At 44.8% G+C, this 24,527-nt stretch carries 24 protein-coding genes; 14 read left to right on the top strand and 10 right to left on the bottom strand.

What is annotated here, in order from left to right:
• The first annotated feature begins 39 nt into the window (after nt 1-39).
• From yxaF to BSI_RS17305, 3 genes are all read left to right on the top strand, one after another.
• Nucleotides 40-615: a transcriptional regulator YxaF gene (gene yxaF / locus BSI_RS17295; RefSeq protein ID WP_003236428.1), complete on the top strand. Its 576-nt coding sequence runs from the start codon at nt 40-42 to the stop codon at nt 613-615.
• A 92-nt stretch (nt 616-707) separates the two neighbouring features.
• Nucleotides 708-1,721 (top strand): quercetin 2,3-dioxygenase, encoded by a 1,014-nt coding sequence (qdoI, locus tag BSI_RS17300; protein WP_003236427.1) that lies wholly within the window; start codon nt 708-710, stop codon nt 1,719-1,721.
• A gap of 107 nt (nt 1,722-1,828) precedes the next feature.
• Complete coding sequence (locus tag BSI_RS17305; protein ID WP_032731841.1) at nt 1,829-3,037, top strand: DUF418 domain-containing protein; 1,209 nt, start codon at nt 1,829-1,831, stop codon at nt 3,035-3,037.
• A gap of 29 nt (nt 3,038-3,066) precedes the next feature.
• Here the strand turns inward: BSI_RS17305 and BSI_RS17310 are convergent, their stop codons facing one another.
• The gene (locus BSI_RS17310) at nt 3,067-3,522 is read right to left on the bottom strand and encodes an RDD family protein (protein ID WP_003236425.1); all 456 of its coding nucleotides are present in this window, start codon (nt 3,520-3,522) and stop codon (nt 3,067-3,069) included.
• Nucleotides 3,523-3,677: 155 nt separating this feature from the next.
• Here BSI_RS17310 and BSI_RS17315 point away from each other — a divergent pair, with 155 nt between their 5' ends.
• The 3 genes from BSI_RS17315 (at nt 3,678) to BSI_RS17325 (ending at nt 5,627) form a co-directional block, all read left to right on the top strand.
• Nucleotides 3,678-4,058: a MerR family transcriptional regulator gene (locus tag BSI_RS17315; protein WP_003236424.1), complete on the top strand. Its 381-nt coding sequence runs from the start codon at nt 3,678-3,680 to the stop codon at nt 4,056-4,058.
• A 79-nt stretch (nt 4,059-4,137) separates the two neighbouring features.
• Nucleotides 4,138-5,079: an aldo/keto reductase gene (locus BSI_RS17320; RefSeq protein ID WP_003236423.1), complete on the top strand. Its 942-nt coding sequence runs from the start codon at nt 4,138-4,140 to the stop codon at nt 5,077-5,079.
• Between the two features lie 122 nt (nt 5,080-5,201).
• Nucleotides 5,202-5,627 (top strand): DUF5391 family protein, encoded by a 426-nt coding sequence (locus BSI_RS17325; protein ID WP_003236422.1) that lies wholly within the window; start codon nt 5,202-5,204, stop codon nt 5,625-5,627.
• A 421-nt stretch (nt 5,628-6,048) separates the two neighbouring features.
• Here the strand turns inward: BSI_RS17325 and BSI_RS17330 are convergent, their stop codons facing one another.
• Nucleotides 6,049-7,386: an aldehyde dehydrogenase family protein gene (locus BSI_RS17330; RefSeq protein WP_003236421.1), complete on the bottom strand. Its 1,338-nt coding sequence runs from the start codon at nt 7,384-7,386 to the stop codon at nt 6,049-6,051.
• Between the two features lie 141 nt (nt 7,387-7,527).
• Between BSI_RS17330 and BSI_RS17335 the strand changes: the two genes are divergently transcribed.
• On the top strand, nt 7,528-8,670 hold the full coding sequence (locus BSI_RS17335) for a TetR/AcrR family transcriptional regulator (protein ID WP_003236420.1): 1,143 nt from the start codon (nt 7,528-7,530) through the stop codon (nt 8,668-8,670).
• Nucleotides 8,671-8,698: 28 nt separating this feature from the next.
• On the opposite strand, the gene BSI_RS17340 is transcribed toward BSI_RS17335, so the two are convergent.
• Entirely contained in the window at nt 8,699-9,520 is an 822-nt protein-coding gene (locus tag BSI_RS17340; RefSeq protein WP_003236419.1) for an SDR family oxidoreductase, read from the bottom strand.
• A gap of 117 nt (nt 9,521-9,637) precedes the next feature.
• Here BSI_RS17340 and BSI_RS17345 point away from each other — a divergent pair, with 117 nt between their 5' ends.
• Both BSI_RS17345 and htpG read left to right on the top strand, forming a co-directional pair.
• Nucleotides 9,638-9,889: a hypothetical protein gene (locus BSI_RS17345; RefSeq protein WP_032731840.1), complete on the top strand. Its 252-nt coding sequence runs from the start codon at nt 9,638-9,640 to the stop codon at nt 9,887-9,889.
• Nucleotides 9,890-10,064: 175 nt separating this feature from the next.
• Entirely contained in the window at nt 10,065-11,945 is a 1,881-nt protein-coding gene (gene htpG / locus BSI_RS17350) for a molecular chaperone HtpG (RefSeq protein WP_003236415.1), read from the top strand.
• Nucleotides 11,946-11,987: 42 nt separating this feature from the next.
• Here the strand turns inward: htpG and BSI_RS17355 are convergent, their stop codons facing one another.
• From BSI_RS17355 to iolR, 7 genes are all read right to left on the bottom strand, one after another.
• Entirely contained in the window at nt 11,988-13,373 is a 1,386-nt protein-coding gene (locus BSI_RS17355) for a sugar porter family MFS transporter (RefSeq protein ID WP_003236413.1), read from the bottom strand.
• 118 nt (nt 13,374-13,491) lie between these two features.
• On the bottom strand, nt 13,492-13,980 hold the full coding sequence (locus BSI_RS17360) for an HPP family protein (protein WP_249033938.1): 489 nt from the start codon (nt 13,978-13,980) through the stop codon (nt 13,492-13,494).
• Nucleotides 13,981-14,115: 135 nt separating this feature from the next.
• Nucleotides 14,116-14,682, bottom strand: a complete 567-nt coding sequence (locus BSI_RS17365; protein WP_080030790.1) for a CGNR zinc finger domain-containing protein — start codon at nt 14,680-14,682, stop codon at nt 14,116-14,118.
• Nucleotides 14,683-14,879: 197 nt separating this feature from the next.
• On the bottom strand, nt 14,880-15,185 hold the full coding sequence (locus BSI_RS17370; protein WP_003236405.1) for a DUF2653 family protein: 306 nt from the start codon (nt 15,183-15,185) through the stop codon (nt 14,880-14,882).
• A 3-nt stretch (nt 15,186-15,188) separates the two neighbouring features.
• Complete coding sequence (locus BSI_RS17375) at nt 15,189-15,839, bottom strand: hypothetical protein (protein ID WP_032731838.1); 651 nt, start codon at nt 15,837-15,839, stop codon at nt 15,189-15,191.
• Nucleotides 15,840-16,149: 310 nt separating this feature from the next.
• A complete protein-coding gene (locus BSI_RS17380; RefSeq protein ID WP_003236402.1) occupies nt 16,150-17,082 on the bottom strand; it encodes an aldo/keto reductase in 933 nt (310 codons plus the stop codon).
• A 53-nt stretch (nt 17,083-17,135) separates the two neighbouring features.
• On the bottom strand, nt 17,136-17,891 hold the full coding sequence (gene iolR, locus BSI_RS17385) for a myo-inositol utilization transcriptional regulator IolR (protein ID WP_003236399.1): 756 nt from the start codon (nt 17,889-17,891) through the stop codon (nt 17,136-17,138).
• Nucleotides 17,892-18,308: 417 nt separating this feature from the next.
• Between iolR and iolA the strand changes: the two genes are divergently transcribed.
• The 5 genes from iolA (at nt 18,309) to iolE (ending at nt 24,518) form a co-directional block, all read left to right on the top strand.
• Nucleotides 18,309-19,772 (top strand): methylmalonate-semialdehyde dehydrogenase, encoded by a 1,464-nt coding sequence (gene iolA, locus BSI_RS17390; RefSeq protein WP_003236392.1) that lies wholly within the window; start codon nt 18,309-18,311, stop codon nt 19,770-19,772.
• 74 nt (nt 19,773-19,846) lie between these two features.
• Nucleotides 19,847-20,662, top strand: coding sequence for a 5-deoxy-glucuronate isomerase (gene iolB, locus BSI_RS17395; protein ID WP_003236390.1), 816 nt, complete (start codon nt 19,847-19,849; stop codon nt 20,660-20,662).
• 23 nt (nt 20,663-20,685) lie between these two features.
• Entirely contained in the window at nt 20,686-21,663 is a 978-nt protein-coding gene (gene iolC, locus BSI_RS17400; protein WP_003236388.1) for a 5-dehydro-2-deoxygluconokinase, read from the top strand.
• 32 nt (nt 21,664-21,695) lie between these two features.
• Nucleotides 21,696-23,609: a 3D-(3,5/4)-trihydroxycyclohexane-1,2-dione acylhydrolase (decyclizing) gene (gene iolD / locus BSI_RS17405; RefSeq protein WP_003236387.1), complete on the top strand. Its 1,914-nt coding sequence runs from the start codon at nt 21,696-21,698 to the stop codon at nt 23,607-23,609.
• A gap of 15 nt (nt 23,610-23,624) precedes the next feature.
• Complete coding sequence (iolE, locus tag BSI_RS17410; protein WP_003236385.1) at nt 23,625-24,518, top strand: myo-inosose-2 dehydratase; 894 nt, start codon at nt 23,625-23,627, stop codon at nt 24,516-24,518.
• Nucleotides 24,519-24,527: the final 9 nt, after the last annotated feature.

Raw genomic sequence — 24,527 nt, 5'->3', positions numbered from 1 at the left:
ATATAAGTCGCTCTACCATACCTAGGAGGGAATGTTTTAATGACTAGCAGAGGAGATTCACGTGAAAAAATCCTTCACACGGCGTCACGTCTGTTCCAGCTGCAAGGATATCACGCGACAGGTTTGAACCAGATTGTGAAAGAAAGCGGTGCTCCTAAGGGATCGCTTTATCACTTTTTTCCGAATGGCAAAGAAGAATTAGCAATTGAAGCGGTTACATATACCGGAAAATTGATTGAACATCTGATACAGCAAAGCATGGATGAATCCTCTGATCCAACAGAAGCGATTCAGCATTTTATCAAAAAAACAGCCAGCCAGTTTGACAATACAGAAAGCATTCAAGGCATTCCAGTCGGTTTGCTGGCGAGTGAGACAGCGTTAATCAGTGAACCGCTGCGGACGGTTTGCATGAAGGTGTTTAAAAGCTGGGAAGCGGTTTTTGCGAAAAAATTAATGGAAAACGGATTTGCAGAAGAAGAAGCAAATCAGCTTGGAATGCTGATCAATTCGATGATTGAGGGCGGTATCATGCTTTCGTTAACGAATAAAGACAAAACGCCCCTTCTTCTCATTGCCGAGCAAATTCCAGTGCTGGTGAGAAAAAAAGGGTAGCATTTTGTTATCCTTTCTCCTACAATTATATAGAACGGTCTAGTCAGATAAACTATATTATATAGACTGGTCTAAATTGGAGGAAACGATATATGAAAACATTATGTGAAAACTCATTACCTAAAGAAAAAATGCCTTATTTGCTCCGCAGCGGAGAAGGTGAGCGCTATTTGTTCGGCAGACAGGTCGCCACGGTAATGGCGAATGCGAAGAGCACAGGCGATCTGTTTGAGATCGTGCTGCTTTCCGGGGGAAAAGGAGATGCCTTTCCGTTTCACGTCCACAAGGACACACATGAAGGGATTCTCGTTTTGGACGGTAAGCTTGAGCTGACACTTGATGGAGAACATTATTTATTAGTATCAGGCGATTATGCGAACATTCCGGCCGGAACACCGCACAGCTACCGGATGCAGAGCCACAGAACACGACTGGTGTCGTATACGATGAAGGGAAATGTGGCGCACATGTATTCCGTTATTGGGAATCCATATGATCACGCTGAACATCCGCCGCACGCAATCGAAGAAGTGTCAAACGAGCGATTTGCAGAAGCGGCCGCTGTGGCGGACATTGCCTTTCTGGATGATGAAAAGCCAGCAGGTGCGGCAACATTAGCGGAACTTACAGAGCTTCCGGATAGAGCCGTTCCATACGTGCTTGAGTCTGGGGAAGGCGACCGTCTGTTGACGGGGGATCAGCTTCACCGCATTGTGGCTGCACAAAAAAATACAGACGGCCAATTTATCGTCGTATCATCGGAAGGCCCTAAAGGTGATCGGATCGTTGATCACTACCATGAACACCATACAGAAACATTTTATTGCCTTGAAGGGCAGATGACGATGTGGGCGGATGGCCAGGAAATTCAGCTGAACCCGGGAGATTTTCTGCATGTCCCTGCACACACCGTTCACTCCTATCGTCTGGATTCTCATTATACAAAGATGGTGGGCGTACTGGTTCCAGGCTTATTTGAACCGTTTTTCCGGACGTTAGGTGAGCCGTATGAAGGCCACATCTTCCCAAGTGAGCCTCAGGCTCTGCGCTTTGATCGCGTCCTGCAGAATATCGAAGCATTAGATTTAAAGGTAATGAAACCATAAAAATGACAAGATTGTAAGGTTCCCATGCCTGCCTGACACCTAAATCGATGTTTGCTCGCTCCTTTTTTTCATACCCTTAAGGTACAGAAAAAAGGAGCGTGATGGATGTGGTTTCATTACAGCCGACTTTGGCAAATGAGCGGATCGGCGTGCTTGATGTGCTAAGAGGATTGGCGATTTTCGGCATCTTATTTGTCAATCTGGCACATTTCAGTTATCCGGATATGTACTTGTCTATGCTTGGAAAAGAGAACTTTTTTACAGAAAAGTGGTCTGCAGCAGACTTTGCAGCAGCAGACATACTGACATTCTTCATCCAAACAAAATGTATTTTGTTATTTTCCTTTTTATTTGGATTTGGCATGGTTGTCATGATGGAGAGAGCCGTAAGCAAAGGGAAGCGGTTTGTCCCGCTGTATGCGAGAAGGTTAGCGGCGCTTCTCTTGTTTGGAACGGTTCATGCCTTTTTGATTTGGGACGGGGATATTTTAACGGAATACGCCCTGCTCGGCTTTGTCCTGCTCTTATTCCGAAAAGCAAAGCCGAAAACACTGCTGATATGGGCTGTCTCTTTGTATCTTTTGTTTTCCATTCCGTTTATTTTGACCAGCTTTTATCAATCAAACGGACAGGAATGGGCACAAGCGGCAACTCAGCAAGCAAAGCAAGCACTTCATGTTTACGGAAGCGGCAGCTTGAAGGACATTGCGGAACAGCGGATCCACGATCGTCTTGTTTACATGTCTTCGAATGGCATGCTTACGTATAACCCGCTCAACTTCTTCTTTGCATCGATTCCTTATTTCAGCATGTTTTTGCTAGGAGCTGCGGCGGCGAAATCACGGTACTTGCACGATCCGGGAAAGTATCGCAAAGGATTGAAACGAGTGTGGATGGCCGGGCTTGTCATCGGCATGAGCGCCCAAGTGCTGTACACTGTAACAGATAAGGAAATATTCTTGCTGATTGGCGCGCCTTTCTTGATGTTTTTCTATGTCACAACGGTTGTCTATCTTTATCATAAAACAAGAGTGAGAACAGTGCTCCAATCCTTCTCCGCTGTTGGACGGATGGCATTTACCAATTATCTGATGCAGTCTATCGTGTGTACGTGGATTTTCTATCATTACGGCTTGGGGCTGTATGGGAAAGTGTACCCTGCTGCTGGTGTGCTCATCACGATTGCAGTTTGCGCCATTCAAATGGTCTTCAGCCACCTTTGGCTTCGTGTCTTTCGGATGGGGCCGTTTGAGTGGCTGTGGAGAAGCGCTACGTATATGGCGTGGCAGCCTATTGTAAAGAAAACAAAAGTCTAGATGCCCATTGGCGTCTAGACTTTTTTCTATTATTTATACACGACACGTGTTTTGCAAATGATGTCATGCAGGCCTTTTTTCTCTCCAAAGGCGATCATGATAAAACCGATATAAAAGATGATTCCTGATAAGATATATGCAAAGTAACGGCCAATTCCTTGTCCGACAGAAACCCGTTCGCCTTGTTCATTGACCACTTTCAGGCCAAGAATTTTTTTGCCGAGTGTGCCCTGCATTTTAGAAGATGTGAGCAGACCGTAATATAATACACTGATGACGATCGTGATCAGCATGGTAGGCAAAAATGCAAGCGTCATGTATTTCACTAAATACTCTTCTTCCGTCATGTAAGGGTCTGCTGCCACAGATCCAGCTACAAAAACACCATTGATAATAAATAGAATAATATAACTAGGAACAGATACAATAATGCCATCGATAAAATAAGCTAAAAAACGAATCCAAAATCCTGCCGGTTTTTCCATGTATTTTTCTCTCTCCTTTGAATTAATCTGGAATAGTATACTTTGAAAAAAAAGCACATGCAATATGATATGGTGATAAAATCCTGATATGCCTGAAAAATGAGTCTTTTATCCTTCTGTTTTTACTATATAAATCTACTAGCAGGTGATAAAAAATGTCTTATACATTAAAAGAAATGATGGAACATTGCCAAATGACCGAAGATGCCATCCGTTATTATGAGAAGATCGGACTGCTTCCGCCAGTCAAACGAAAGGCAAATGGGCATCGAGCGTTCAGTGAGGACGATAAAAAACGGCTCCTATTTATCAGATGTCTGAAGAAAACGGGTATGTCTTTGGAGGAAATGAAGCCCTTCCTCAGCCTGCAAGAGCAGACTGACAGGTTAGATGATCATCAGCGCGCGCTGCTGAAAAACTATCAGGATAAGTTGAAACAGAAACAGAAAGAATTACAAACAATTTGGGAGCTGATTGAAGAAAAGCTGGAGAGCGGAGAAGGATTTGGGCCCCCGCAGCAAAAAAATAGGTATTGACCTGGTGTTTACACCAGGTTTTAGCATAAAACACAACCCTGGCAGCAGGGAATCACGCGAATAGGGAAGTGTTTTATACATGAAAAACGTAAATATTGGAAAGACCGGGCTGAACGCCTTCAACATTGGTTTAGGTGCAGGTGTTGTCGGTAATGCGATGATGTATCCCAATGTGACGGAAGAGATGGGAAAAGATCTGATTCATGCTGCATTCGATGAAGGCATTGATTTTATTGATACAGCATATTTATATGGCTTGGGCAGGTCTGAGGAGCTGATTGGAGAGGCCGTTAAGCAGCGCGGCAATCGGGAAAAGATCGTGATTTCAACAAAGGTTTCCCCTTCTCCCGAGTTTGTGAATGGAGCTGTGAAGACAGACATTCGACCGTCAGCGCTGCGCAAGGCTGCTGATGAAGCGCTTATTCGATTGCAAACCGATTATATTGATATCCTTTTTTTGCATTTTCCTTACAGCCGAACACCATTAGGGGAAGCGGCGGACGCGCTGGCTCAGTTAAAAAAGGAAGGCAAAATTAGAGCTGTTGGCGCATCTAATCTGGACTTTCATCAGCTGCAGGAGTTTAATGCTGAAGGCCATTTGGACGTGTTTCAAACTGAGTACTCTTTACTTGTACGGCATGCTGAGGAGGACATTCTGCCATACTGCAGAGAAAAAAGCATCTCTGTTATCCCGTTTTATCCTCTCGCTTCCGGATTGCTTGCCGGGCGGTACAAACACGATGATGTTTTCACTGATGTATCAAGATCGAATCACCCGCTTTTTCAGCGTCAGGCATTTCTGGAGAACCTTGAGAAAGTGGAGAAATTAAAGCAGTTTGCTGAACAAAAACAAGCGGAACCGGCGCAAATTGCATTGGCGTGGCTGTTACACCAGCCGGGGATTGATATGATTATTCCGGGAGCCACTCTGCCTGAGCAGCTGAGGGCTAATCTAAAAACAGCAGATATTCATTTATCAGAAGATGACCTGAAACAAATGGATCAGATGTTTGGCTCATAACATTTCGCAAAGATATACCCCAGATTGAAGAAAGGGTATATCTTTTAGTTTGGATCGCTTTTTCCGCTGTTTTTGTTTTATGATATAAAGGATAAATTTTCTATTTTGAGAGGTGTCTATTTATGTCTAGAAAAAACAGCGTGGCGATCGTAACAATCATTTCTGCGTTCCTTTTTTGTGCCATGATTGCCGCTGCTTCACTTTCGCCACTGGCCGGAACGGGAGGGGCGGCCAATCAATTTAACTCAGTCGGCATGTGGTCAGCTATCGGTATGATCCTAGTGTTGTATTTCATTCCTTTTCTCATTTACATGCTTGGAGTAGGTGCGATGAGGTATGTAATGGCCGTGCTTTGCGGCTTTGGGCTGCTGATTAACTTGTCTTCTGCCGGGTTTATCTTGATGTTTAGTTTGTTCAGTGACCATCTGCTTTCTGAGGTGATCTTTGTGATCGGACTCTGTCTCGCTTCAGCAGCTGTAAACGTCATTTGGTTTTTTGCCGCTTTTCGTTCTGCATCAAAAAAGCCCGTTACAAGAAGTATTACATAGTTTCCTAGACTTGTAATTTTACTGCTCATACAATTATAAAATGGATAATATGCTGTACTTATTGCGATCTCATTTATGGTCAAATCATTTCATATGAAAGCTTTGATTTGCTGAGGACGTAACGATTTATATCAGCATCTATCAGAAACTAGTGGATTTTGGGAAATGATTGAATGTGAGAAAAGGCTGGCGAGAAGATCTCGGCAGCCTTTTTTGCTTTTCTATGTATAAATTTTTCTGGAATATTATACGTTAGAGGCTGTACGGTTTCATTTACTAGAGGAGTATTGTCTTGAAACATATTTTATAACTAGTCATTTCTTTATTTTCCCTTTTAGTTTTCAGGTTTATAGAATGATAGAAAGGTTGGGTGAAAAGCAAAAGAGAACCTGCAAGATGATGCAGATTCTCTTCACTATGATTATTTAGAGGCTTGAATAAATACACCTTTCTCATGAGAAAACTCTTTAAATCCATATACTCCATGATAGGAGCCGATTCCGCTTGTGTTGACGCCGCCGAATGGCAGATTGACGTCACTGAAGTGAACGACAACATCGTTGATGGCTGCGTTGCCTGATGTCGTATGCTGAAGGACGTTGTCGATCAGTTCTTGGTTGTGGCTGAATACATAAAGCGCAAGCGGTTTATCGCGGTCATTGACGTAATCGATGACCTCATCGATGTCTTCATAGTTCATCATCGGCAGGATCGGTGCGAAGATTTCCTCCTGCATGATTTTCATGTCGGGCGTGACGTTTTTCAAAACGGTTGGCGAGATCGTGCGGTCGCTGGCATCAAAAACGCCTCCGAATACGACTTCCGCCCCTTTTTCGATGGCGTCGTCGAACAGGTCTTTGACGCGGTTAAAGTTGCGGTCATTGACGATCTGCGTAAATTTGCTGCGGTCTGGGTTGTGATCATCCTCCATAAATCCTGCGTTGACGATTGTTTGTAAAATGCCCGCGAACCTGTCTTGCACGTCTTTATTAATGAACAGATAATCAGGGGCGATGCAGGTTTGGCCGGCGTTTACGAATTTGCCGACGGCGATCTTTTTCGCTGCATCCATGAGATCGTATTCACTGTCGATGATCGTTGGGCTCTTGCCGCCTAGCTCAAGTGTGACAGATGCCAAGTGTTTGGCAGCGGCTGTCATAACGATTTTTCCGACATTTGTGCTTCCAGTGAAGAAAATGTGGTCGAACGGCTGATCTAGAAGCTCGGTTGCCACCTCAACCTCTCCTTCAAAAATCGCGACTTCTTTTTCATCAAAAGCATCTCGAATGACTTTTGCGGCAATGTTGCTCGTATTCATCGTAAAATCGGACAGCTTCACAATCGCGCTGTTTCCGGCTGCGAGAGAAGCGGCAAGCGGCGCCATCGTCAGCATAAACGGATAGTTCCACGGGCCGAGGATGAGTGTTACGCCTTTAGGCTCGTACATGAGAATCCCGTTTCCCTCAGGGCTTAACGATGAACCGACTTCTTTAGGCGCCATCCATTTTTCCAGGTTGTTCATATTATCTCTGATCGCTTTTTTCGTTCCTTCGATTTCCGCTTTTTTGACCTCGTGATATGGTTTGCGGACGTCTTTGCGAATCGCTTCGATGATTTCTTCTTCATGGGCGATGACGGAATCTAAAAAGCGTTGAAGCTTCTCTATGCGCTGTTCCGCTGTTGAAGCGCGCAGTACTTTTTGCTGTTTTTTCTGAAGCTGAAAGACACGCTGAATGTCGTCTTTTACTTGCTGTTCCATTGTAAAATCCCCCTCATTTGCTTTCTTCTTTTCTCGGACCTATTATAAAGTGGTACCTTTTCTGTAAGGAAGACAACGGTGAACCATCTATACGTTACCGTACATATATCGAACATCTGTCTAATGATTGGGGTGTCTTTTGTGCAGGAATCTGCTGAAGCTCAAGTGAAACAGGCGCTGCTGGCCTTATTGGAAGAAAGGGATATTCAACAAATCACAATGAAAGAAATTGCTGAAAAGGCTAAAGTGAGCCGCGGGACGCTCTACCTTTATTATGAGGACAAGTTTTCGATCATCGAGGATGTGATCGAAGACATGAAAGAAGGGCTGGGTAAAGCGCTCCATGACGCCTTCAAGCATATGGATACCCTTCATTTGAACAAAAAACGGCAAACGGTGCATCCGACTCTGTCTTTTGTTCATGAGCATCGATCCTTTTTTGGTACGATGATGAACAGAGAACATTTTCATCGGTTTTTTAAGGATGTGTTTCAGCAGGATGTCTTGCTGGCTCCGATCCATGTAAATTTAACGCCGATCGAACAGGAAATTTACGGACATTACCGGGCTTTGTACACGTACGCGATTATCCTGTATTGGCTGAATGAGGATGCGGCCGCGACTCCGGAAGCCATCAGCCAAAAGGTATGGGAGCTTGTTTCTCAAAAGCGGTTTTATTGGCTGTTTGGACAGGCTGCATCAGGGGAGCGACAGGAGGACACGCAAATCGACAGGCGTGTGGTTCGAACGAGAGAGGCGCTGCAGAAGGCTTTGCTGGATGTATTGGCGGAGAAAAAAGACTACGCGGCCATCACGATTTCAGACATTACCCGGAAAAGCAATATCCGCCGCGCAACCTTTTATGATCACTATTCCAGTAAAGAGGAATTGCTGCAAACCATGATTCAGCAATCATGTGCGAAGATCATTGATCACCTGACGGTTGCCTCCAGTCCGAATGTGCTTTCCTTAGAGGAAGCAGAGGAGGCGCTCGCCAGTCTGCTTTCTGCTTTAGACCGCATGCCCATTGTCCATTTTCTCAATCGGGACTGGGATGTTCCTCATGTGATACCTGAGATGTTTAAAGTGCTGGAATCGTTTTACCTGCATCAGCAGACTGATATTCATGCGGGGAAAAAGCTTTATGCCTATTATGTATCCGCGATGATTATCGGGTTGATTATGTATCGGCTGGATGAAGGAAAGATGCATGCGCCGGAAGTGCTGGCGAGGGAGTTTTTGCAGTTTTTGGATGTGAAGAAATATAAGGTTGTATTGCTTTGAAAGACAAAAGAGAGGGACATCCCCTCTCTTATTTCGTTTCTTCCTTCCATTTCTCATCAATCAGCATCTTCCCAGGCCATGTGTACGCCATGATGCCGCCGTCTGCGGTGATGTCCTCTCCTGTAACGTATGAGCTGTCGTCTGAAGCGAGAAACAGTGCCACTGTCGCCATTTCCTTCGGCTGGCCGAGGCGTCCGAGCGGCGTGATCCATTTGTTGGCTTCACGGAATTTTTTGCCCATTTCCTGTTCTTTGGTGCCGGCCAATTTATTAATCAGCGGTGTTTCGATTGTGCCCGGTGAAATGGAATTGACGCGGATGCCATTTCGTGCGTAATCAATCGCCATCGCTCTTGTCAGGTTGGTAATGCCGCCTTTTGCGGCGTTGTAGCCTGAACGGTCAAGATCTGCGGCCCGGCCTGACATGGAGGAGGTGTTGATGATGGAGCCTCCGTTTTCGAGCATGAGCGGAATCAGGTATTTGCTGCAAAGGAACGTGCCGCGCAGGTCGACAGCCATAATACGGTCAAACAGCTCAACAGGGTATTCGTGCACTTTTCCCCCTTCCCGATCAACGCCGGCGTTATTAAACAGAATATCTATTGTTCCGCACGCCTCCTTCATTTGATCAGCAAATGCTTTCACACTGTTTTCATCTGACACATCGAGGTGAAAGGCGTCCGCCTGTCCTCCGTTTTGTCTGACTGCTTCAACTGTTTCTTTCATTTGATCTGTATTGATATCTCCAATTATCACACGCGCGCCCTCATTGGCAAAAACCTCTGCCGTCGCTTGTCCAATGCCTGTTGCGGCGCCTGTGATGACTGCGGTTTTGTTTTCAAGTCTTCCCATTGTACAAGTCCTCCTTTTTCTATTTGTCTTCCCTCTGTGTACAGTGATAAACATGTGAGAAAAGAACTGCCAACATATGTTAAGATGGACTAGAAATTGTTGGGAGGTTTTTGTGTGTTGAAGGTGCAGCATAAGAAGGAGCTCAAGTTTTATTGCCTCGTCACGATTCCGTCCGCGTTTGTCGTGCTGACTGTCATCTCTTTTTTATTCCAAGAGATTACGTTTCCGGTCACAGCAAGGGCATTTCTGAATGCTTCATGGCATAATCTATTGTTTCTGATACCGTTCGGGTTGTTTTTCTACCCGGTGCATATATGGATGAAGCGGGAGTTTGGCCGCTGGAATGATGCAGAAAAAAAGAGAGGGTGATCCTCTCTTTTTTATTAGAATGACCTAGAAAAGTAGTGAAAACAAACCCAACTAATGTTAAATTTACATATATATGCATCTATCAATCTAATTGACAATTGTCACCGCATGTGATAAATAGATGCTGTAAAGAGTTTACATAACCTAACAACATATCAAAAAGGAGCGATCCAGAGTGGCGAAAAAAGAGTTTAAAGCAGAGTCCAAACGACTGCTGGATATGATGATTAACTCGATTTATACCCAAAAAGAAATTTTCCTGCGTGAGTTAATCTCCAATTCGAGTGACGCGATTGACAAAATCTATTACAAAGCGCTGACGGACGATACGCTTACGTTTGATAAAGACAGTTACTACATAAAGATCGCAGCTGACAAAAGTGCGAGAACATTAACAATCTCTGATACGGGGATTGGGATGACAAAGGACGAGCTTGAGCAGCATCTTGGAACAATTGCAAAAAGCGGCTCCCTCGCGTTTAAAAAGGAAAACGAGCTGAAAGACGGACATGACATCATCGGCCAATTTGGTGTCGGTTTTTACGCGGCGTTTATGGTTGCCGATGTCGTGACAGTCATCAGTAAGGCGCTCGGCAGCGAAGAGGCATATAAATGGGAGTCTTCGGGTGCAGACGGCTATACGATTGAGCCGTGTGAAAAGGATTCTGTCGGTACAGACATTATCCTGAAAATCAAAGAGAACACAGAAGATGATAGCTATGACGAGTTCTTAGAAGAATATCGGTTAAAAGCGATCATTAAAAAGTACTCCGACTTCATTCGCTACCCGATCAAAATGGACACAACCATTAATAAGCCGAAGGAAGGCAGCGAGAATGAATTTGAAGAGGTGCAGGAAGAACAGACGGTCAACAGCATGGTTCCGATCTGGAGAAAGAATAAAAGCGAGCTGACAGATGAGGACTACGAAAAGTTCTATGCTGAAAAGCATTACGGATTTGATAAACCGCTGACACACGTTCATATCAGTGTGGATGGTGCCGTGCGCTACAACGCAATTCTATTTATCCCTGAAAACATGCCGTTTGACTATTATTCCAAGGAATATGAGAAAGGCTTGGAGCTGTATTCCAATGGCGTGCTGATCATGAACAAATGCGCGGATCTGCTTCCGGACCACTTCAGCTTTGTGAAGGGGATGGTCGATTCTGAGGATCTGTCGCTGAACATTTCCAGAGAAATGCTCCAGCATGACCGCCAGCTGAAGCTGATTGCGAAAAACATCAGCAAAAAAATCAAAAGCGAGCTGCAAAGCCTGCTCAAAAAAGACCGAGAGAAATACGAGACGTTCTACAACTCATTCGGCAGACAGCTGAAATTTGGCGTGTACAATGATTTTGGCGCGAATAAGGATCAATTGAAGGACCTCTTATTATTCTACTCTTCGAAAGAGAAAAAACTGGTCAGCTTAGACGAGTATGTTTCCAGAATGCCTGAGGAGCAAAAATACATTTATTACGCGACCGGTGATTCATACGATCGCATTGAGAAATTGCCGCAAACGGAAATGGTCGCGGACAAAGGCTATGAAATTCTTTACTTCACTGAGGACATCGATGAGTTTGCGATTAAAATGCTGGCATCTTATCAGGAAAAAGAGTTCAAATCCGTATCAAGCGGAGATCTTCGCATAGACACGGATGAGGATCAAAAGCAGTCCGAGGAAGAGGAAAGCAAGTACAAGGATCTGTTTGAGGAAATGAAAAACATTCTGTCAGACAAAGTGAAAAACGTCAGAATCTCAAAACGACTCAAATCACATCCGGTCTGCCTTGCCGCTGACGGCGAAGTGACGATTGAGATGGAAAAAATCTTAAACGCGATGCCGGACAGCCAAAATGTAAAGGCGGAAAAAGTGCTGGAAATCAACCCGAATCACGAGGTGTTCCAAACGCTGCAGGACGCATTTGAACAAGATAAAGAGAAGCTGAGCCTGTACACAAATCTTCTGTACAATCAGGCGCTTCTCATCGAAGGCCTGCCGATTCAGGACCCTGTGGAATTTACGAACAATATTTGCAAGGTTATGGTGTAATAGAAAAAGGAATCGTCCCGTGAGGAGACGATTCCTTTTTTTTTATAATGTACGCTCATTCAGCACTTGGCTTTGACTGCTTTTCTTCTTTTTAAACCGTTTTTTCAGGCTTGCTTCAATTTCTTCCAAGCTCTTTCCTTTGGTTTCCGGAACCATGTAGAGGGCGAAGAAAAAGGAGAGAAGACAAATGACTGAGAAAATCATAAAGACCCATGCGATGCCCATTGCGCTGAGCATCAGCGGGAAGACGAGCGACACGATCAGGTTGGCTGCCGATAGCACCAAAGTGGTGAAACCTGTCGCGGCTCCGCGCGCTTTGGACGGGAAGAGTTCGGGCATGAGCACCCAAACCACCGGACCCCATGTCGCCTGGTAAAATACGATATAAACGCCGAGAAAGACAACTGTCATCCACGCTGTTGATGCTGAGAGTCCAAGTGTCAGAAGCACGCTTGATAATGCGGCCAGGCTCAGTGTGATGCCGACACTTCCCCAGATCAGAAGCTTTTTGCGGCCGACACGGTCAATTAAGATCATGGCGGTGATACACATGATGACGTTGAGGACGCCGATCCCCATCGTGCCGAGCGCAGAAGCTGACGTACCAAGGCCGGCCTTCGTAAAAATGGTCGGCGCGTAGTAGATCACCGTGTTAATGCCGACAGCCTGCTGAAAAATGGCAAGGCCGACACCAATCAAAAGCATAGGGCGAATCCATTTGGCTTTCAGCACGCCGAGTGTCGTTTCTTTTTTCTCTGCTTCCCCTTGCTTCATCTCTGCCAATTCCATTTCAATATCCTTGGGATCATGAGTGATGTTCATGATTCGTTTTGCTTCTTCTTCACGGCCTCGCTTCACGAGCCACCTTGGCGATTCCGGCATAAACGCAATGCCGATCAATAAAAGCACGGCAGGCACCGCAGCCAGACCGACCATCCAGCGCCACGCTTCAAACGGTGTAAACAGATAGTTTACGATATAAGCGAGCAAAATCCCGGTGACAATCATTAGATTGTTCATTGTGCCAAGTGTACCGCGGATTTTCGTCGGCGCCATTTCTGACAGGTACACAGGCACAAGCGCTGTTGAACCGCCAACGGCCAACCCGAGAATCACCCGAGACGCAATCAGCATGCCGACTGTTTGAGAAAACGCGCAAGCGAGTGCGCCGACAATAAAAATGATGGAAAGGACAAATACAACTTTTCTCCTGCCCCAGCGATCAGAGCATGTCCCGCTTAAGGCAGAACCGAAAATCGCGCCAAGGAGCAGCATGCTGACAACCAATCCCTCTGTCAATGTAGTTAAAGGAATATCGTTGTTGATAAACAGCAGCGCTCCAGAGATGACGCCCGTATCGTAACCGTAAAGCAGCCCTCCTAAAGCGCCGAAAAAGTAGATCATATATTTCCTTGTGTTTGTCTTCACAAATGTTCCCCCTCAGTTGTTAGGCCAATGAGTATCTCTTATGTTTAACAAAGTTAATAGATTAGTACCCTTTTCCTATCTGATTTGAAACATTTGTTTTGAAAAAACGGACATTACTTTAAAACCAAAACGCGGGGTATTGGCGATTTTTGCGCAAATTATTGATAACAAGAGCGATGATCACGATGACGACAGATCCAATGAGTACGGGAAATACTAAATAACTCCAAGCGTATGCACCTTGAATGACGACAATCGGGTCTGCGCCAGCGGGAGGGTGAGTGGTTTTGGTCAGCATCATCAAGCAAATGGCAAGCCCTGTCCCCAATGCAAAGGTCCATGGATGGGCGCCGAATACGTGAAGGACAATAATCCCTGTAAGCGCGGAAATAAAATGGCCGCCAATCACATTTCTCGGCTGTGATAATGGAGCACTCCAAGCGCTAAATACGAGCACACAGCTTGCTCCAAAAGGTGCCATTAACCAAAAGCTTGATGTATAAGCGGTCAACGAAGCGAGTGTCAGTATGGTGATAAATCCTCCTATAAGCCCTGTAACAGCGTCTTTGCCGTTTACCTGTAAAGGTGTTTTTCCTTTTCCTTTCATTTTCAAAAAGAAGTTGTTTTCCAAATTTATCCCTCCAGTATGTATAGAATAATAGTTAAAAACTAACCTGTCAATTTTATTTTTAATGGTTAGTTTTTCGTTTCAATAAAAAAACCGTTCGCAGGGAACGGATTTTTACTCATTATTGGTTTTTTTCTGATGGCGTGAGACCTTTTGTCTGTTGCCGCATATCTTCATGGAGCACCATTTTCGCCTTCCTGTTTTATCAAGAAAAAGCAAAATGCATTTTTCGTTTGCGCACCGTTTCAGTTGTTGGATTTCTTTTGTATGAATCAGCCATAACGCATCGTAAGCGATTAGCGATAAAATGGAATCATCTGGTTTTCCATTCGGAATGCGGGCAAGGTTGTCATCTATGATTTGATAAGAAAAGGGAGCGGCGGCGATTTGATTTTGCAGGAAGGAGATAAAAGCAAGAGAAGGTTCATTGCCTTCGGCTATACTCTCAAAGTGTTTTCTTAGCTCAGCCCGGAATTGATGAATCCGTTGCAATTGTTCTGGGACTTGCGGTAGCGTAAAAGAACTGAGAAAAGGAGCTGTTTCTCCCATTATTTCTAACCACGCCATCAGATCTTTTTCTGACTGGATGAGATCGTGCCGTTTATCATAGCTTATGATTTCAGTGTTCACGAGATCGAGAGAAAGGTTTTGTGTGATAAGAGGGAATTGAGCATTTGCCATTTTGATCATTCCTTTCAAACTCATTGTAAGCGCCAAAACCTTTTTCACGCAAGGATATGAGTAAAAGGAGGCTTTACAGTTTATCCTTCAGGCGGGCTGCTGATGATAGGGGCGGTGCTCTTCCTGTTTACAAGAAAAGTGCCGGAGGAGAAAACATCATAAAAAACCTTACTCACGCGGAGTAAGGTTTTGTTTTTTTATTCTCCCTCATTGACGAAAACCAAGGCGGAGAAGCCTTTTTTCTTATCAAATTGCAATTCAACGACTGTAACGTCTGGATTGAAGTTGTGGTATTCCTCTAAGAATTGAATAATGCCTTCTGAAATGTCATCTGAATCAAGCTGCTTGTGGTGCAGGCCATATTTGGCTTCAGCGAAGAATCCTGTACGCTTGTTGTAAGACAGCTCTTTTACTTCAACGTCCTCAGGGTAAATCTCTTCTTCATTAGATATATACACACAAATCCCGTCTACAATTTCTTGCTCATTTAATACTAATTTCATTACCTAAAAGCTCCTTCTGTACGTCTTCGGTGATTTGAATGCGCGAATCAGAGCGATGACAATGAGTAAAATAATGATCAGAACGATGACATCAACGATCCAGGCAATCGGCGAAGCGCCATAAGAAACATAGCCCGGGCCTCCGACTGGATGATAGGTGTAACCCCAAGGGTGCATCATGCTGATCATAAACATGCCCGTTGTGAATCCGCTATAATAGCCAAACCATCCCGATGGCGAGAATCCTGCATTGTAGTAATGATTCACTGAAACATAACGTCCGCCAACATAAGCTTTAGACGTTTTTCCGCTGTATGTCTTTCCGCTTACTTTTGATGTGGCGCTGGAAAATGTGCCTGACGATTTTTTAGAGCTTGATGAGCTCGACTTTTCCGAAGATTTCTTTTTCAGCGAAATCGACGATGATGAATCGTCAGATGTCTTGGACTTTTTGCTTGAAGAGCTTGATCCTGAACTGTAGCTTGATTTCGGGCTGGATTTATAGCTTCCGCTGTATGACGAGCTTGAACTTCGGCTGCTGTAACTGGATGATGAGCGGCCGCTAAAACTTTTGGCATGAGAAATGGTTGATGGCAGCAGTACACCTAAAGCAACGGTTACTGCGACTAAGGCTTTTACATATTTAAGTTTCATTCTGTTTCCTCCATAGACCGCCGGAACGGCCCGTTGTTCTGAGCAGCAAATAAAAGAAGCTTTTTTATTCATATGAGTCTCTTATTCCCATCTAACGTTTCATATCTTGTTTTGCTTTTTCAATCACTTTCTTTCTGAGATAATCTACCTTTATTTTATCGGATTTATGGCTCTTTTTGTAAGCTTTTGCTTAAAATTAGTTAGATTTGGAGCTACTAAAGGGCTTTCTCATCATGCAATCATAGAATGATAGATCCATTTTGCCCAAATAAAAACAGCCTTCCCATTGGAGAAGGCTGTTTTATTCTTCTTATGCGAACAGCTTATCAATAAACGAAATATCTTCCTGAGAAAGCGTCACGTCTGCTGTTTTGATGTTATCAACCAGCTGATCGGCACGTTTCGCTCCAGGGATGAGAATATCAATTTCCGGTCTTGCCAAATACCAAGCCAATACGATGTGAGGGATGTCCACGTTGTGCTTTTCGGCAATCGGCGCAAGCTTGTTGACCTTTCTGATATTTTCTTTGAAACGTTCGCCCTTGAAGTTTTCCATTTCGTTTCGGAGGTCACCTTCAGGGAACGTTGTATCTTCTGTATATTTTCCTGCCAATAATCCTGATACGAGCGGGAAGTAAGGGATAAACGAGATATTATGCTCCTTCGTATACGGGAAGAATGTGTTTTCCGCTTCACGGTTTAACAGGTTGTATTCGCCTTGCAATACATCTACCAAGCCGTCTCTGTTTGCTTCTTTCAGCTGCTCTAAAGAGAAGTTGGATACACCGATGGAACGGATTTTTCCGGCTTGTTTCATTTCATTCAGTGCGTTAACTGCTTCATCCTTCGGCGTATGTTCGTCCGGGAAGTGAATGTAGAACAAATCGATATAATCCGTATTCAAACGCTTCAGGCTTTCATCAACTGATTTCTTAAGAAATTCTGGTGAATTATCAAAGACAAAATCATTTCCTTGTTTTCTGTGCGCGTCTTTTGTTGCGATAACAACATCTTCACGGTTAAATTCGCGCAGCACTTCACCAATTAATTCTTCGGAACGGCCGATCCCGTAAATGTAAGCGGTATCTAACATCGTCACGCCATTACGGATTGCCTCGCGCACCAATTCTTTTCCGGTTTCTTCATTCAGGTTCGGGTAGAGGTTGTGTCCTCCGACAGCATTTGTTCCTAATCCGATAGGGAATACCTGCAAGTCTGATTTTCCGAGCTTTGCTTTTTTCATGATCTGCCTCCTAGAATAAAATGGATGAAAGACTCTCAACACTATTGTAAACGTTAGGCCAGATGAATGCTGATTTGGTGCTCATTGCAGTATTGTGTGTACTCGTCATCTAATGGCTGAGATGTCACAATGCAATGCAGCCTGTCAAACGGCGCATACGTCAGAAGCGTTGATTTTCCGAATTTTGAATGGTCAGCCAATAAATACACTTCTTTTGCTTTTTCCGAAATCCTCTTTTTAATTTCGTACTCCAGCAGATCCGAATTGGTCAATCCGTGTGTCAGCGTCGTTCCGGTAGCGGACATAAAGGCTTTGTTGATATTGTACTTATCAAGCATAGCCGGGTCGTCCATGCCGACAAAGGAGCGCGTTTTTCTCTTATAGTTGTTTCCGATCATGATTAAGTTGATATTCTTCAAAGCTGAAGCCGCATTGATAATGTCTAAACTGTTGGTTAAAATGGTGACATTTTTGGCCGGATCAAGCGTATCGAGAATAGACTTTGTTGTCGTTCCTGAATCAATGAAGATCAAATCGTGATCTTCAATAAAACGGGAAGCATAATGGGCAATTTTTGTTTTTTCATCTTGGTGCTGAATGGTGCGATTCTCAAAAGGAACTAATGCGGTTTTCTCAATAGATGTTACGCCGCCGTATACTTTTTCAATCGCACCCTTTTCTGTTAACTTGTTGATATCACGTCTGACTGTGTTTTTGGAGACATTGAACACCTGGCACAGCTCATCTAAGGAAACAGTGCCATGCGATAAAATGTATTCCTCCATTTCCTGAATCCGCATCAGTTTCATATTAAAAAACTCCTTCTTGAATCTTTACGTAACATAAATATATAATAAAAACCAAAAGTTGATCAATAGTTGCTAAAAAAATGATAACATCGGTGTATATCTTTTGCAAGATTCGACGGTCTTCTCTTACCTCTCTTAATTGATTAAAAGATTAATATAATAAAAATAATGAAAAAATTTAGTGTTTATGATTGACTTATGGGTATTATGCGATTAGAATATAACCAAGAAATGACCAAAAAGTAACCTGATGTGTATGAAATGGTTGCTTGTATCTAAAATTGCATCACCATTTATTTTTTTGGTTTTTTTGAAAGCGTTTAATTCTTGGCTTACTGAAACAGTGGATATTGATATGAATCTATCCTGAACCACCCATACAAGTGTATGTGTTTACTAATGAAGGAGGCAATAAGAATGACAGAAATCAGAAAATTAAAAAACTACATCAACGGTGAATGGGTTGAAAGCAAAACAGATAAATATGAAGACGTTGTGAATCCGGCGACGAAAGAAGTGCTGTGCCAAGTGCCGATTTCAACAAAAGAGGATATTGATTACGCTGCGCAAAAAGCGGCTGAGGCATTTAAAACATGGTCAAAAGTGGCGGTTCCGCGCCGTGCCAGAATTCTATTTAACTTCCAGCAGCTGCTTTCTCAGCATAAAGAAGAACTTGCTCATCTGATTACCATTGAAAATGGAAAAAACACAAAAGAAGCTCTTGGAGAAGTAGGACGCGGAATTGAAAACGTAGAATTCGCAGCTGGAGCACCTTCCCTGATGATGGGTGACTCACTTGCTTCCATCGCAACAGATGTTGAAGCGGCCAACTACCGCTACCCAATCGGAGTTGTCGGCGGAATCGCGCCTTTCAACTTCCCGATGATGGTTCCTTGCTGGATGTTCCCGATGGCAATCGCGCTCGGCAACACATTTATTTTAAAACCATCTGAGCGGACACCGCTGTTAACAGAGAAATTGGTTGAGCTTTTTGAAAAAGCGGGCCTTCCGAAAGGGGTATTCAACGTCGTATACGGTGCGCATGACGTTGTGAACGGCATCCTCGAGCATCCTGAAATTAAAGCGATATCATTCGTAGGCTCCAAGCCAGTCGGCGAGTATGTCTACAAAAAAGGAAGCGAAAACTTAAAACGCGTTCAATCTCTGACAGGCGCGAAAAACCATACGATTGTCCTGAACGATGCGAATCTCGAAGATACGATCACAAACATCATCGGAGCAGCCTTCGGTTCGGCTGGTGAACGCTGCATGGCTTGTGCGGTTGTAACAGTTGAAGAAGGAATCGCTGATGAGTTTATGGCGAAGCTGCAGGAAAAAGTGGCTGACATTAAAATCGGTAACGGCCTTGATGACGGCGTATTTTTAGGACCGGTTATTCGCGAAGACAACAAGAAGCGCACGCTCAGCTACATTGAAAAAGGGCTCGAAGAAGGCGCGAGACTCGTTTGTGACGGACGTGAAAATGTATCTGACGACGGCTACTTTGTCGGCCCGACGATCTTTGACAATGTCACGACAAAGATGACGATCTGGAAAGATGAAATTTTTGCTCCGGTCTTGTCAGTCATCCGCGTGAAAAACCTGAAAGAAGCGATCGAAATTGCCAATAAGTCTGAGTTTGCGAACGGTGCCTGCCTGTTCACATCCAACTCAAACGCAATCCGCTACTTCCGTGAAAACATTGATGCGGGAATGCTCGGCATCAACCTGGGTGTGCCTGCTCCAATGGCATTCTTCCCATTCTCAGGCTGGAAGTCTTCATTCTTTGGAACGCTGCATGCGAACGGAAAAGACAGCGTTGACTTCTATACGCGTAAAAAAGTGGTTACGGCAAGATATCCAGCACCTGATTTCAACTAAACGACGAACAGCCGAACGGCGTCTATGCGCGCTGTTCGGACTCATTCTACCAATAGAAAGAGGAGGGCTTCACTATGAGTTATTTGTTGCGTAAGCCGCAGTCGAATGAAGTGTCTAATGGGGTCAAACTGGTGCACGAAGTAACGAAATCCAACTCTGATCTCACCTATGTAGAGTTTAAAGTGTTAGATCTCGCTTCCGGTTCCAGCTATGCAGAAGAATTGAAAAAACAGGAAATCTGTATTGTCGCGGTAACGGGAAACATTACAGTGACCGATCACGAGTCGACTTTTGAGAATATCGGCACACGTGAAAGCGTATTCGAACGAAAACCGACAGACAGCGTCTATATTTCAAATGACCGTTCCTTTGAGATCACAGCGGTCAGCGACGCAAGAGTGGCGCTTTGCTATTCTCCATCGGAAAAACAGCTTCCGACAAAGCTGATCAAAGCGGAAGACAATGGCATTGAGCATCGCGGGAAGTTTTCAAACAAACGTACTGTTCACAACATTCTTCCGGATTCAGACCCTTCAGCTAACAGCCTATTAGTAGTTGAAGTCTATACAGACAGCGGCAACTGGTCCAGCTATCCGCCTCATAAACATGATCAAGACAATTTGCCGGAGGAATCTTTTTTAGAAGAAACGTACTACCATGAGTTAGACCCGGGACAGGGCTTTGTGTTTCAGCGTGTATACACAGATGACCGCTCGATTGACGAGACAATGACTGTAGAAAATGAAAACGTTGTCATCGTTCCTGCAGGATACCACCCGGTAGGCGTGCCGGACGGATACACATCCTACTATTTAAATGTCATGGCAGGGCCGACGCGGAAATGGAAGTTTCATAATGACCCGGCGCATGAGTGGATTTTAGAACGTTAACAAGTGAGGAGTGGCTGTTTACGATGAAGTATACATTCAATGAAGAGAAGGCTTTTGATATTGTTGCCATCGGCCGGGCATGTATAGATCTGAACGCAGTCGAATACAACCGCCCAATGGAAGAAACGATGACATTTTCGAAATATGTCGGCGGTTCACCTGCAAATATCGCAATCGGCAGCGCGAAGCTTGGCTTAAAAGCGGGCTTCATCGGCAAAATTCCAGATGACCAGCATGGAAGATTCATAGAGTCCTATATGAGAAATACCGGCGTTGACACAACACAGATGATTGTGGATCAAGATGGCCACAAAGCAGGCCTTGCATTTACAGAAATTCTCAGCCCGGAAGAATGCAGCATCTTAATGTATCGCGATGATGTGGCGGATCTTTATCTTGAGCCTTCAGAGGTAAGCGAGGACTATATCGCAAATGCGAAAATGCTGCTTGTTTCCGGGACAGCGCTCGCCAAAAGCCCGTCACGGGAAGCGGTGTTAAAAGCTGTTCAATATGCGAAAAAGCATCAGGTTAAAGTGGTGTTCGAATTGGATTATCGCCCGTATACGTGGCAGTCAGTGGATGAAACAGCCGTTTACTATTCTTTGGTCGCCGAGCAGTCTGATATCGTCATCGGCACACGTGATGAATTTGATGTAATGGAAAACCGCACAGGCGGAAGCAATGAAGAATCCGTCAATCATTTATTTGATCATTCAGCCGACCTCGTTGTCATCAAACACGGCGTTGAAGGCTCTTACGCATACAGCAAATCCGGCGAGGTATTCCGCGCCCAAGCGTACAAGACAAAAGTGCTGAAAACCTTTGGAGCCGGTGACTCCTATGCGTCAGCCTTTATCTACGGCCTTGTCAGCGGAAAAGACATCGAAACGGCATTGAAATACGGCAGCGCTTCAGCCTCCATTGTGGTGAGCAAGCACAGTTCGTCAGAAGCGATGCCGACTGCAGATGAAATCGTACAGCTTATTGAAGCACAGTCATAATTGAAAAAGATCGAGTAAAGGTGGGATCGTTTGTGGGTAAGAAAATTCGCTTAACAACAGCACAAGCGCTGATTAAATTCTTAAACCAGCAGTACATCCATGTAGATGGAAAGGAAGAGCCTTTCGTTGAAGGGATTTTCACGATTTTCGGTCATGGAAACGTATTAGGGATCGGCCAGGCGCTTGAGCAGGATGCAGGCCATTTGAAAGTCTATCAAGGGAAAAACGAACAAGGAATGGCCCATGCCGCAATGGCGTACAGCAAGCAAATGCTGAGAAGAAAAATATATGCGGTCTCTACATCCGTCGGACCGGGAGCTGCTAACTTAGTGGCGGCAGCCGGCACTGCATTGGCAAATAATATCCCAGTTCTCTTAATTCCGGCAGATACATTTGCGACAAGACAGCCAGACCCTGTACTGCAGCAAATGGAGCAAGAATACAGTGCGGCGATTACAACAAACGATGCATTGAAACCTGTATCGAGATACTGGGACCGCATTACGCGCCCTGAGCAGCTCATGAGCAGTTTACTGCGCGCGTTTGAAGTCATGACTGATCCGGCAAAAGCAGGTCCGGCAACGATTTGCATTTCTCAGGATGTTGAAGGAGAAGCATACGACTTTGATGAAAGTTTCTTCGTCAAACGGGTTCACTATATTGATCGCATGCAGCCGAGCGAGCGCGAGCTTCAAGGTGCTGCGGAGCTGATTAAAGCCAGCAAAAATCCTGTGATCCTCGTCGGCGGAGGCGCAAAATACTCCGGCGCGCGCGATGAATTGGTTGCCATTTCTGAAGCGTATAACATTCCGTTAGTTGAAACGCAGGCAGGAAAGTCGACAGTTGAAGCTGATTTTGCGAACAACCTCGGCGGAATGGGTATCACAGGTACACTTGCGGCAAATAAAGCGGCCCGCCAAGCTGATTTGATTATCGGTATCGGTACAAGATATACGGATTTTGCGACATCCTCTAAGACCGCTTTTGATTTTGATAAAGCGAAGTTCCTGAACATCAATGTCAGCCGAATGCAGGCGTATAAACTCGACGCGTTCCAAGTGGTAGCGGATGCGAAAGTGACGCTTGGCAAACTGCATGGTTTGCTTGAAGGCTATAAGAGCGAATTCGGCTCCACGATCAAGGAGCTGAAGGATGAATGGCTCGCTGAACGCGAACGCCTCAGCAAAGTGACGTTTAAACGGAAAGCGTTTGATCCGGAAATCAAAAATCATTTCTCTCAGGAGATTCTAAATGAATACGCTGACGCGTTGAACACTGAGCTGCCGCAAACAACGGCATTGCTGACAATCAACGAGACGATTCCTGAAGACAGCGTGATCATCTGTTCAGCAGGCTCCCTTCCAGGAGATTTGCAGCGTTTGTGGCATTCTAATGTTCCGAATACGTATCACCTGGAGTACGGGTATTCCTGCATGGGCTATGAAGTGTCCGGCACACTGGGGCTTAAATTGGCCCACCCTGACAGAGAAGTGTATTCCATTGTCGGAGACGGCAGCTTCCTGATGCTTCATTCCGAGCTGATCACGGCGATTCAGTACAACAAGAAAATCAATGTGCTGCTCTTTGACAACTCTGGTTTTGGATGTATCAACAACCTTCAAATGGATCACGGCAGCGGCAGCTACTATTGTGAGTTCCGCACAGATGATAACCAAATTTTGAATGTTGATTACGCGAAAGTTGCTGAGGGATACGGCGCAAAAACCTACCGTGCCAACACAGTAGAAGAGTTAAAAGCGGCGTTAGAGGATGCGAAGAAACAGGACGTATCAACATTAATTGAAATGAAGGTTCTGCCAAAAACAATGACTGACGGCTATGACAGCTGGTGGCATGTCGGCGTAGCAGAAGTGTCTGAACAAGAAAGCGTTCAGAAGGCATACGAAGCAAAAGAAAAAATGCTGGAATCTGCGAAGCAGTATTAGAGGGGAGGCTCATAGATGGGCAAAGAAAAAATCCTGTGGGGCATTGCTCCTATTGGGTGGCGGAATGATGACATTCCTGAAATCGGAGCGGGAAACACACTTCAGCATTTGCTGAGTGATATCGTTGTCGCACGTTTTCAAGGTACGGAAGTCGGGGGCTTTTTCCCCGAACCGGCCATCCTGAACAAAGAGCTGAAACTTCGAAATTTAAGAATCGCGGGAAAATGGTTCAGCAGCTTTATCTTGCGTGACGGACTCGGTGAAGCGGCAAAGGCATTTACCCTGCATTGTGAGTATTTGCAACAAGTAAACGCGGATGTCGCAGTTGTCTCTGAACAAACACACAGTGTGCAAAGCTTGGAGAAAAATGTGTTCACAGAGAAGCCGCACTTTACGGATGATGAATGGGAACGGCTTTGCGAAGGGTTGAATCACCTTGGCAAAATTGCTGATCAGCATGGCTTGAAGCTTGTGTATCATCACCATCTTGGCACTGGCATCCAAACAGCAGAAGAAGTGGACCGCCTGATGGAAGGAACAGACCCTGCGCATGTACACCTCCTCTATGATACAGGGCATGCGTACATTTCTGACGGTGACTATATGGGAATGCTTGAGAAGCATATCGGCCGCATTAAGCATGTGCACTTTAAAGATGCCCGCCTGAATGTCATGGAACAATGCAGGCTTGGAGGGGAATCGTTTCGACAAGCATTTTTAAAAGGCATGTTCACGGTTCCCGGTGATGGATGCATTGACTTTAGAGATGTATATCAGCTGCTGTTGAAGCACGATTACTCCGGATGGATTGTCGTTGAAGCTGAACAGGACCCCGATGTAGCTAACCCGCTTGAGTATGCATTGATCGCGAGAAACTATATTGATGAGCAGTTGTTGGATCTGGCTTAATGGGGACTG

It is taken from the genome of Bacillus inaquosorum KCTC 13429, assembly GCF_000332645.1.
Classification (GTDB): Bacteria; Bacillota; Bacilli; order Bacillales; family Bacillaceae; genus Bacillus; species Bacillus inaquosorum.
The sequence above is the reverse complement of the archived record's forward strand: the minus strand, read 5'-3'. Positions and strand labels throughout refer to the sequence as shown.

Excerpts from the sequence above, each read along its gene's own strand:
- BSI_RS17365 (WP_080030790.1), bottom strand. The coding sequence starts at position 14,682 with ATGGCAAATGCTCAATTCCCTCTTATCACACAAAACCTTTCTCTCGAT.
- BSI_RS17380 (WP_003236402.1), bottom strand. The coding sequence starts at position 17,082 with ATGAAAAAAGCAAAGCTCGGAAAATCAGACTTGCAGGTATTCCCTATC.
- iolB (WP_003236390.1), top strand. The coding sequence starts at position 19,847 with ATGAGTTATTTGTTGCGTAAGCCGCAGTCGAATGAAGTGTCTAATGGG.
- iolE (WP_003236385.1), top strand. The coding sequence starts at position 23,625 with ATGGGCAAAGAAAAAATCCTGTGGGGCATTGCTCCTATTGGGTGGCGG.
- BSI_RS17315 (WP_003236424.1), top strand. The coding sequence starts at position 3,678 with ATGTCTTATACATTAAAAGAAATGATGGAACATTGCCAAATGACCGAA.
- iolC (WP_003236388.1), top strand. The coding sequence starts at position 20,686 with ATGAAGTATACATTCAATGAAGAGAAGGCTTTTGATATTGTTGCCATC.
- BSI_RS17330 (WP_003236421.1), bottom strand. The coding sequence starts at position 7,386 with ATGGAACAGCAAGTAAAAGACGACATTCAGCGTGTCTTTCAGCTTCAG.
- BSI_RS17310 (WP_003236425.1), bottom strand. The coding sequence starts at position 3,522 with ATGGAAAAACCGGCAGGATTTTGGATTCGTTTTTTAGCTTATTTTATC.
- BSI_RS17375 (WP_032731838.1), bottom strand. The coding sequence starts at position 15,839 with ATGAAACTTAAATATGTAAAAGCCTTAGTCGCAGTAACCGTTGCTTTA.
- BSI_RS17325 (WP_003236422.1), top strand. The coding sequence starts at position 5,202 with ATGTCTAGAAAAAACAGCGTGGCGATCGTAACAATCATTTCTGCGTTC.
- BSI_RS17360 (WP_249033938.1), bottom strand. The coding sequence starts at position 13,980 with ATGAAAGGAAAAGGAAAAACACCTTTACAGGTAAACGGCAAAGACGCT.
- yxaF (WP_003236428.1), top strand. The coding sequence starts at position 40 with ATGACTAGCAGAGGAGATTCACGTGAAAAAATCCTTCACACGGCGTCA.
- iolA (WP_003236392.1), top strand. The coding sequence starts at position 18,309 with ATGACAGAAATCAGAAAATTAAAAAACTACATCAACGGTGAATGGGTT.
- BSI_RS17340 (WP_003236419.1), bottom strand. The coding sequence starts at position 9,520 with ATGGGAAGACTTGAAAACAAAACCGCAGTCATCACAGGCGCCGCAACA.
- BSI_RS17320 (WP_003236423.1), top strand. The coding sequence starts at position 4,138 with ATGAAAAACGTAAATATTGGAAAGACCGGGCTGAACGCCTTCAACATT.
- iolR (WP_003236399.1), bottom strand. The coding sequence starts at position 17,891 with ATGAAACTGATGCGGATTCAGGAAATGGAGGAATACATTTTATCGCAT.
- BSI_RS17370 (WP_003236405.1), bottom strand. The coding sequence starts at position 15,185 with ATGAAATTAGTATTAAATGAGCAAGAAATTGTAGACGGGATTTGTGTG.
- qdoI (WP_003236427.1), top strand. The coding sequence starts at position 708 with ATGAAAACATTATGTGAAAACTCATTACCTAAAGAAAAAATGCCTTAT.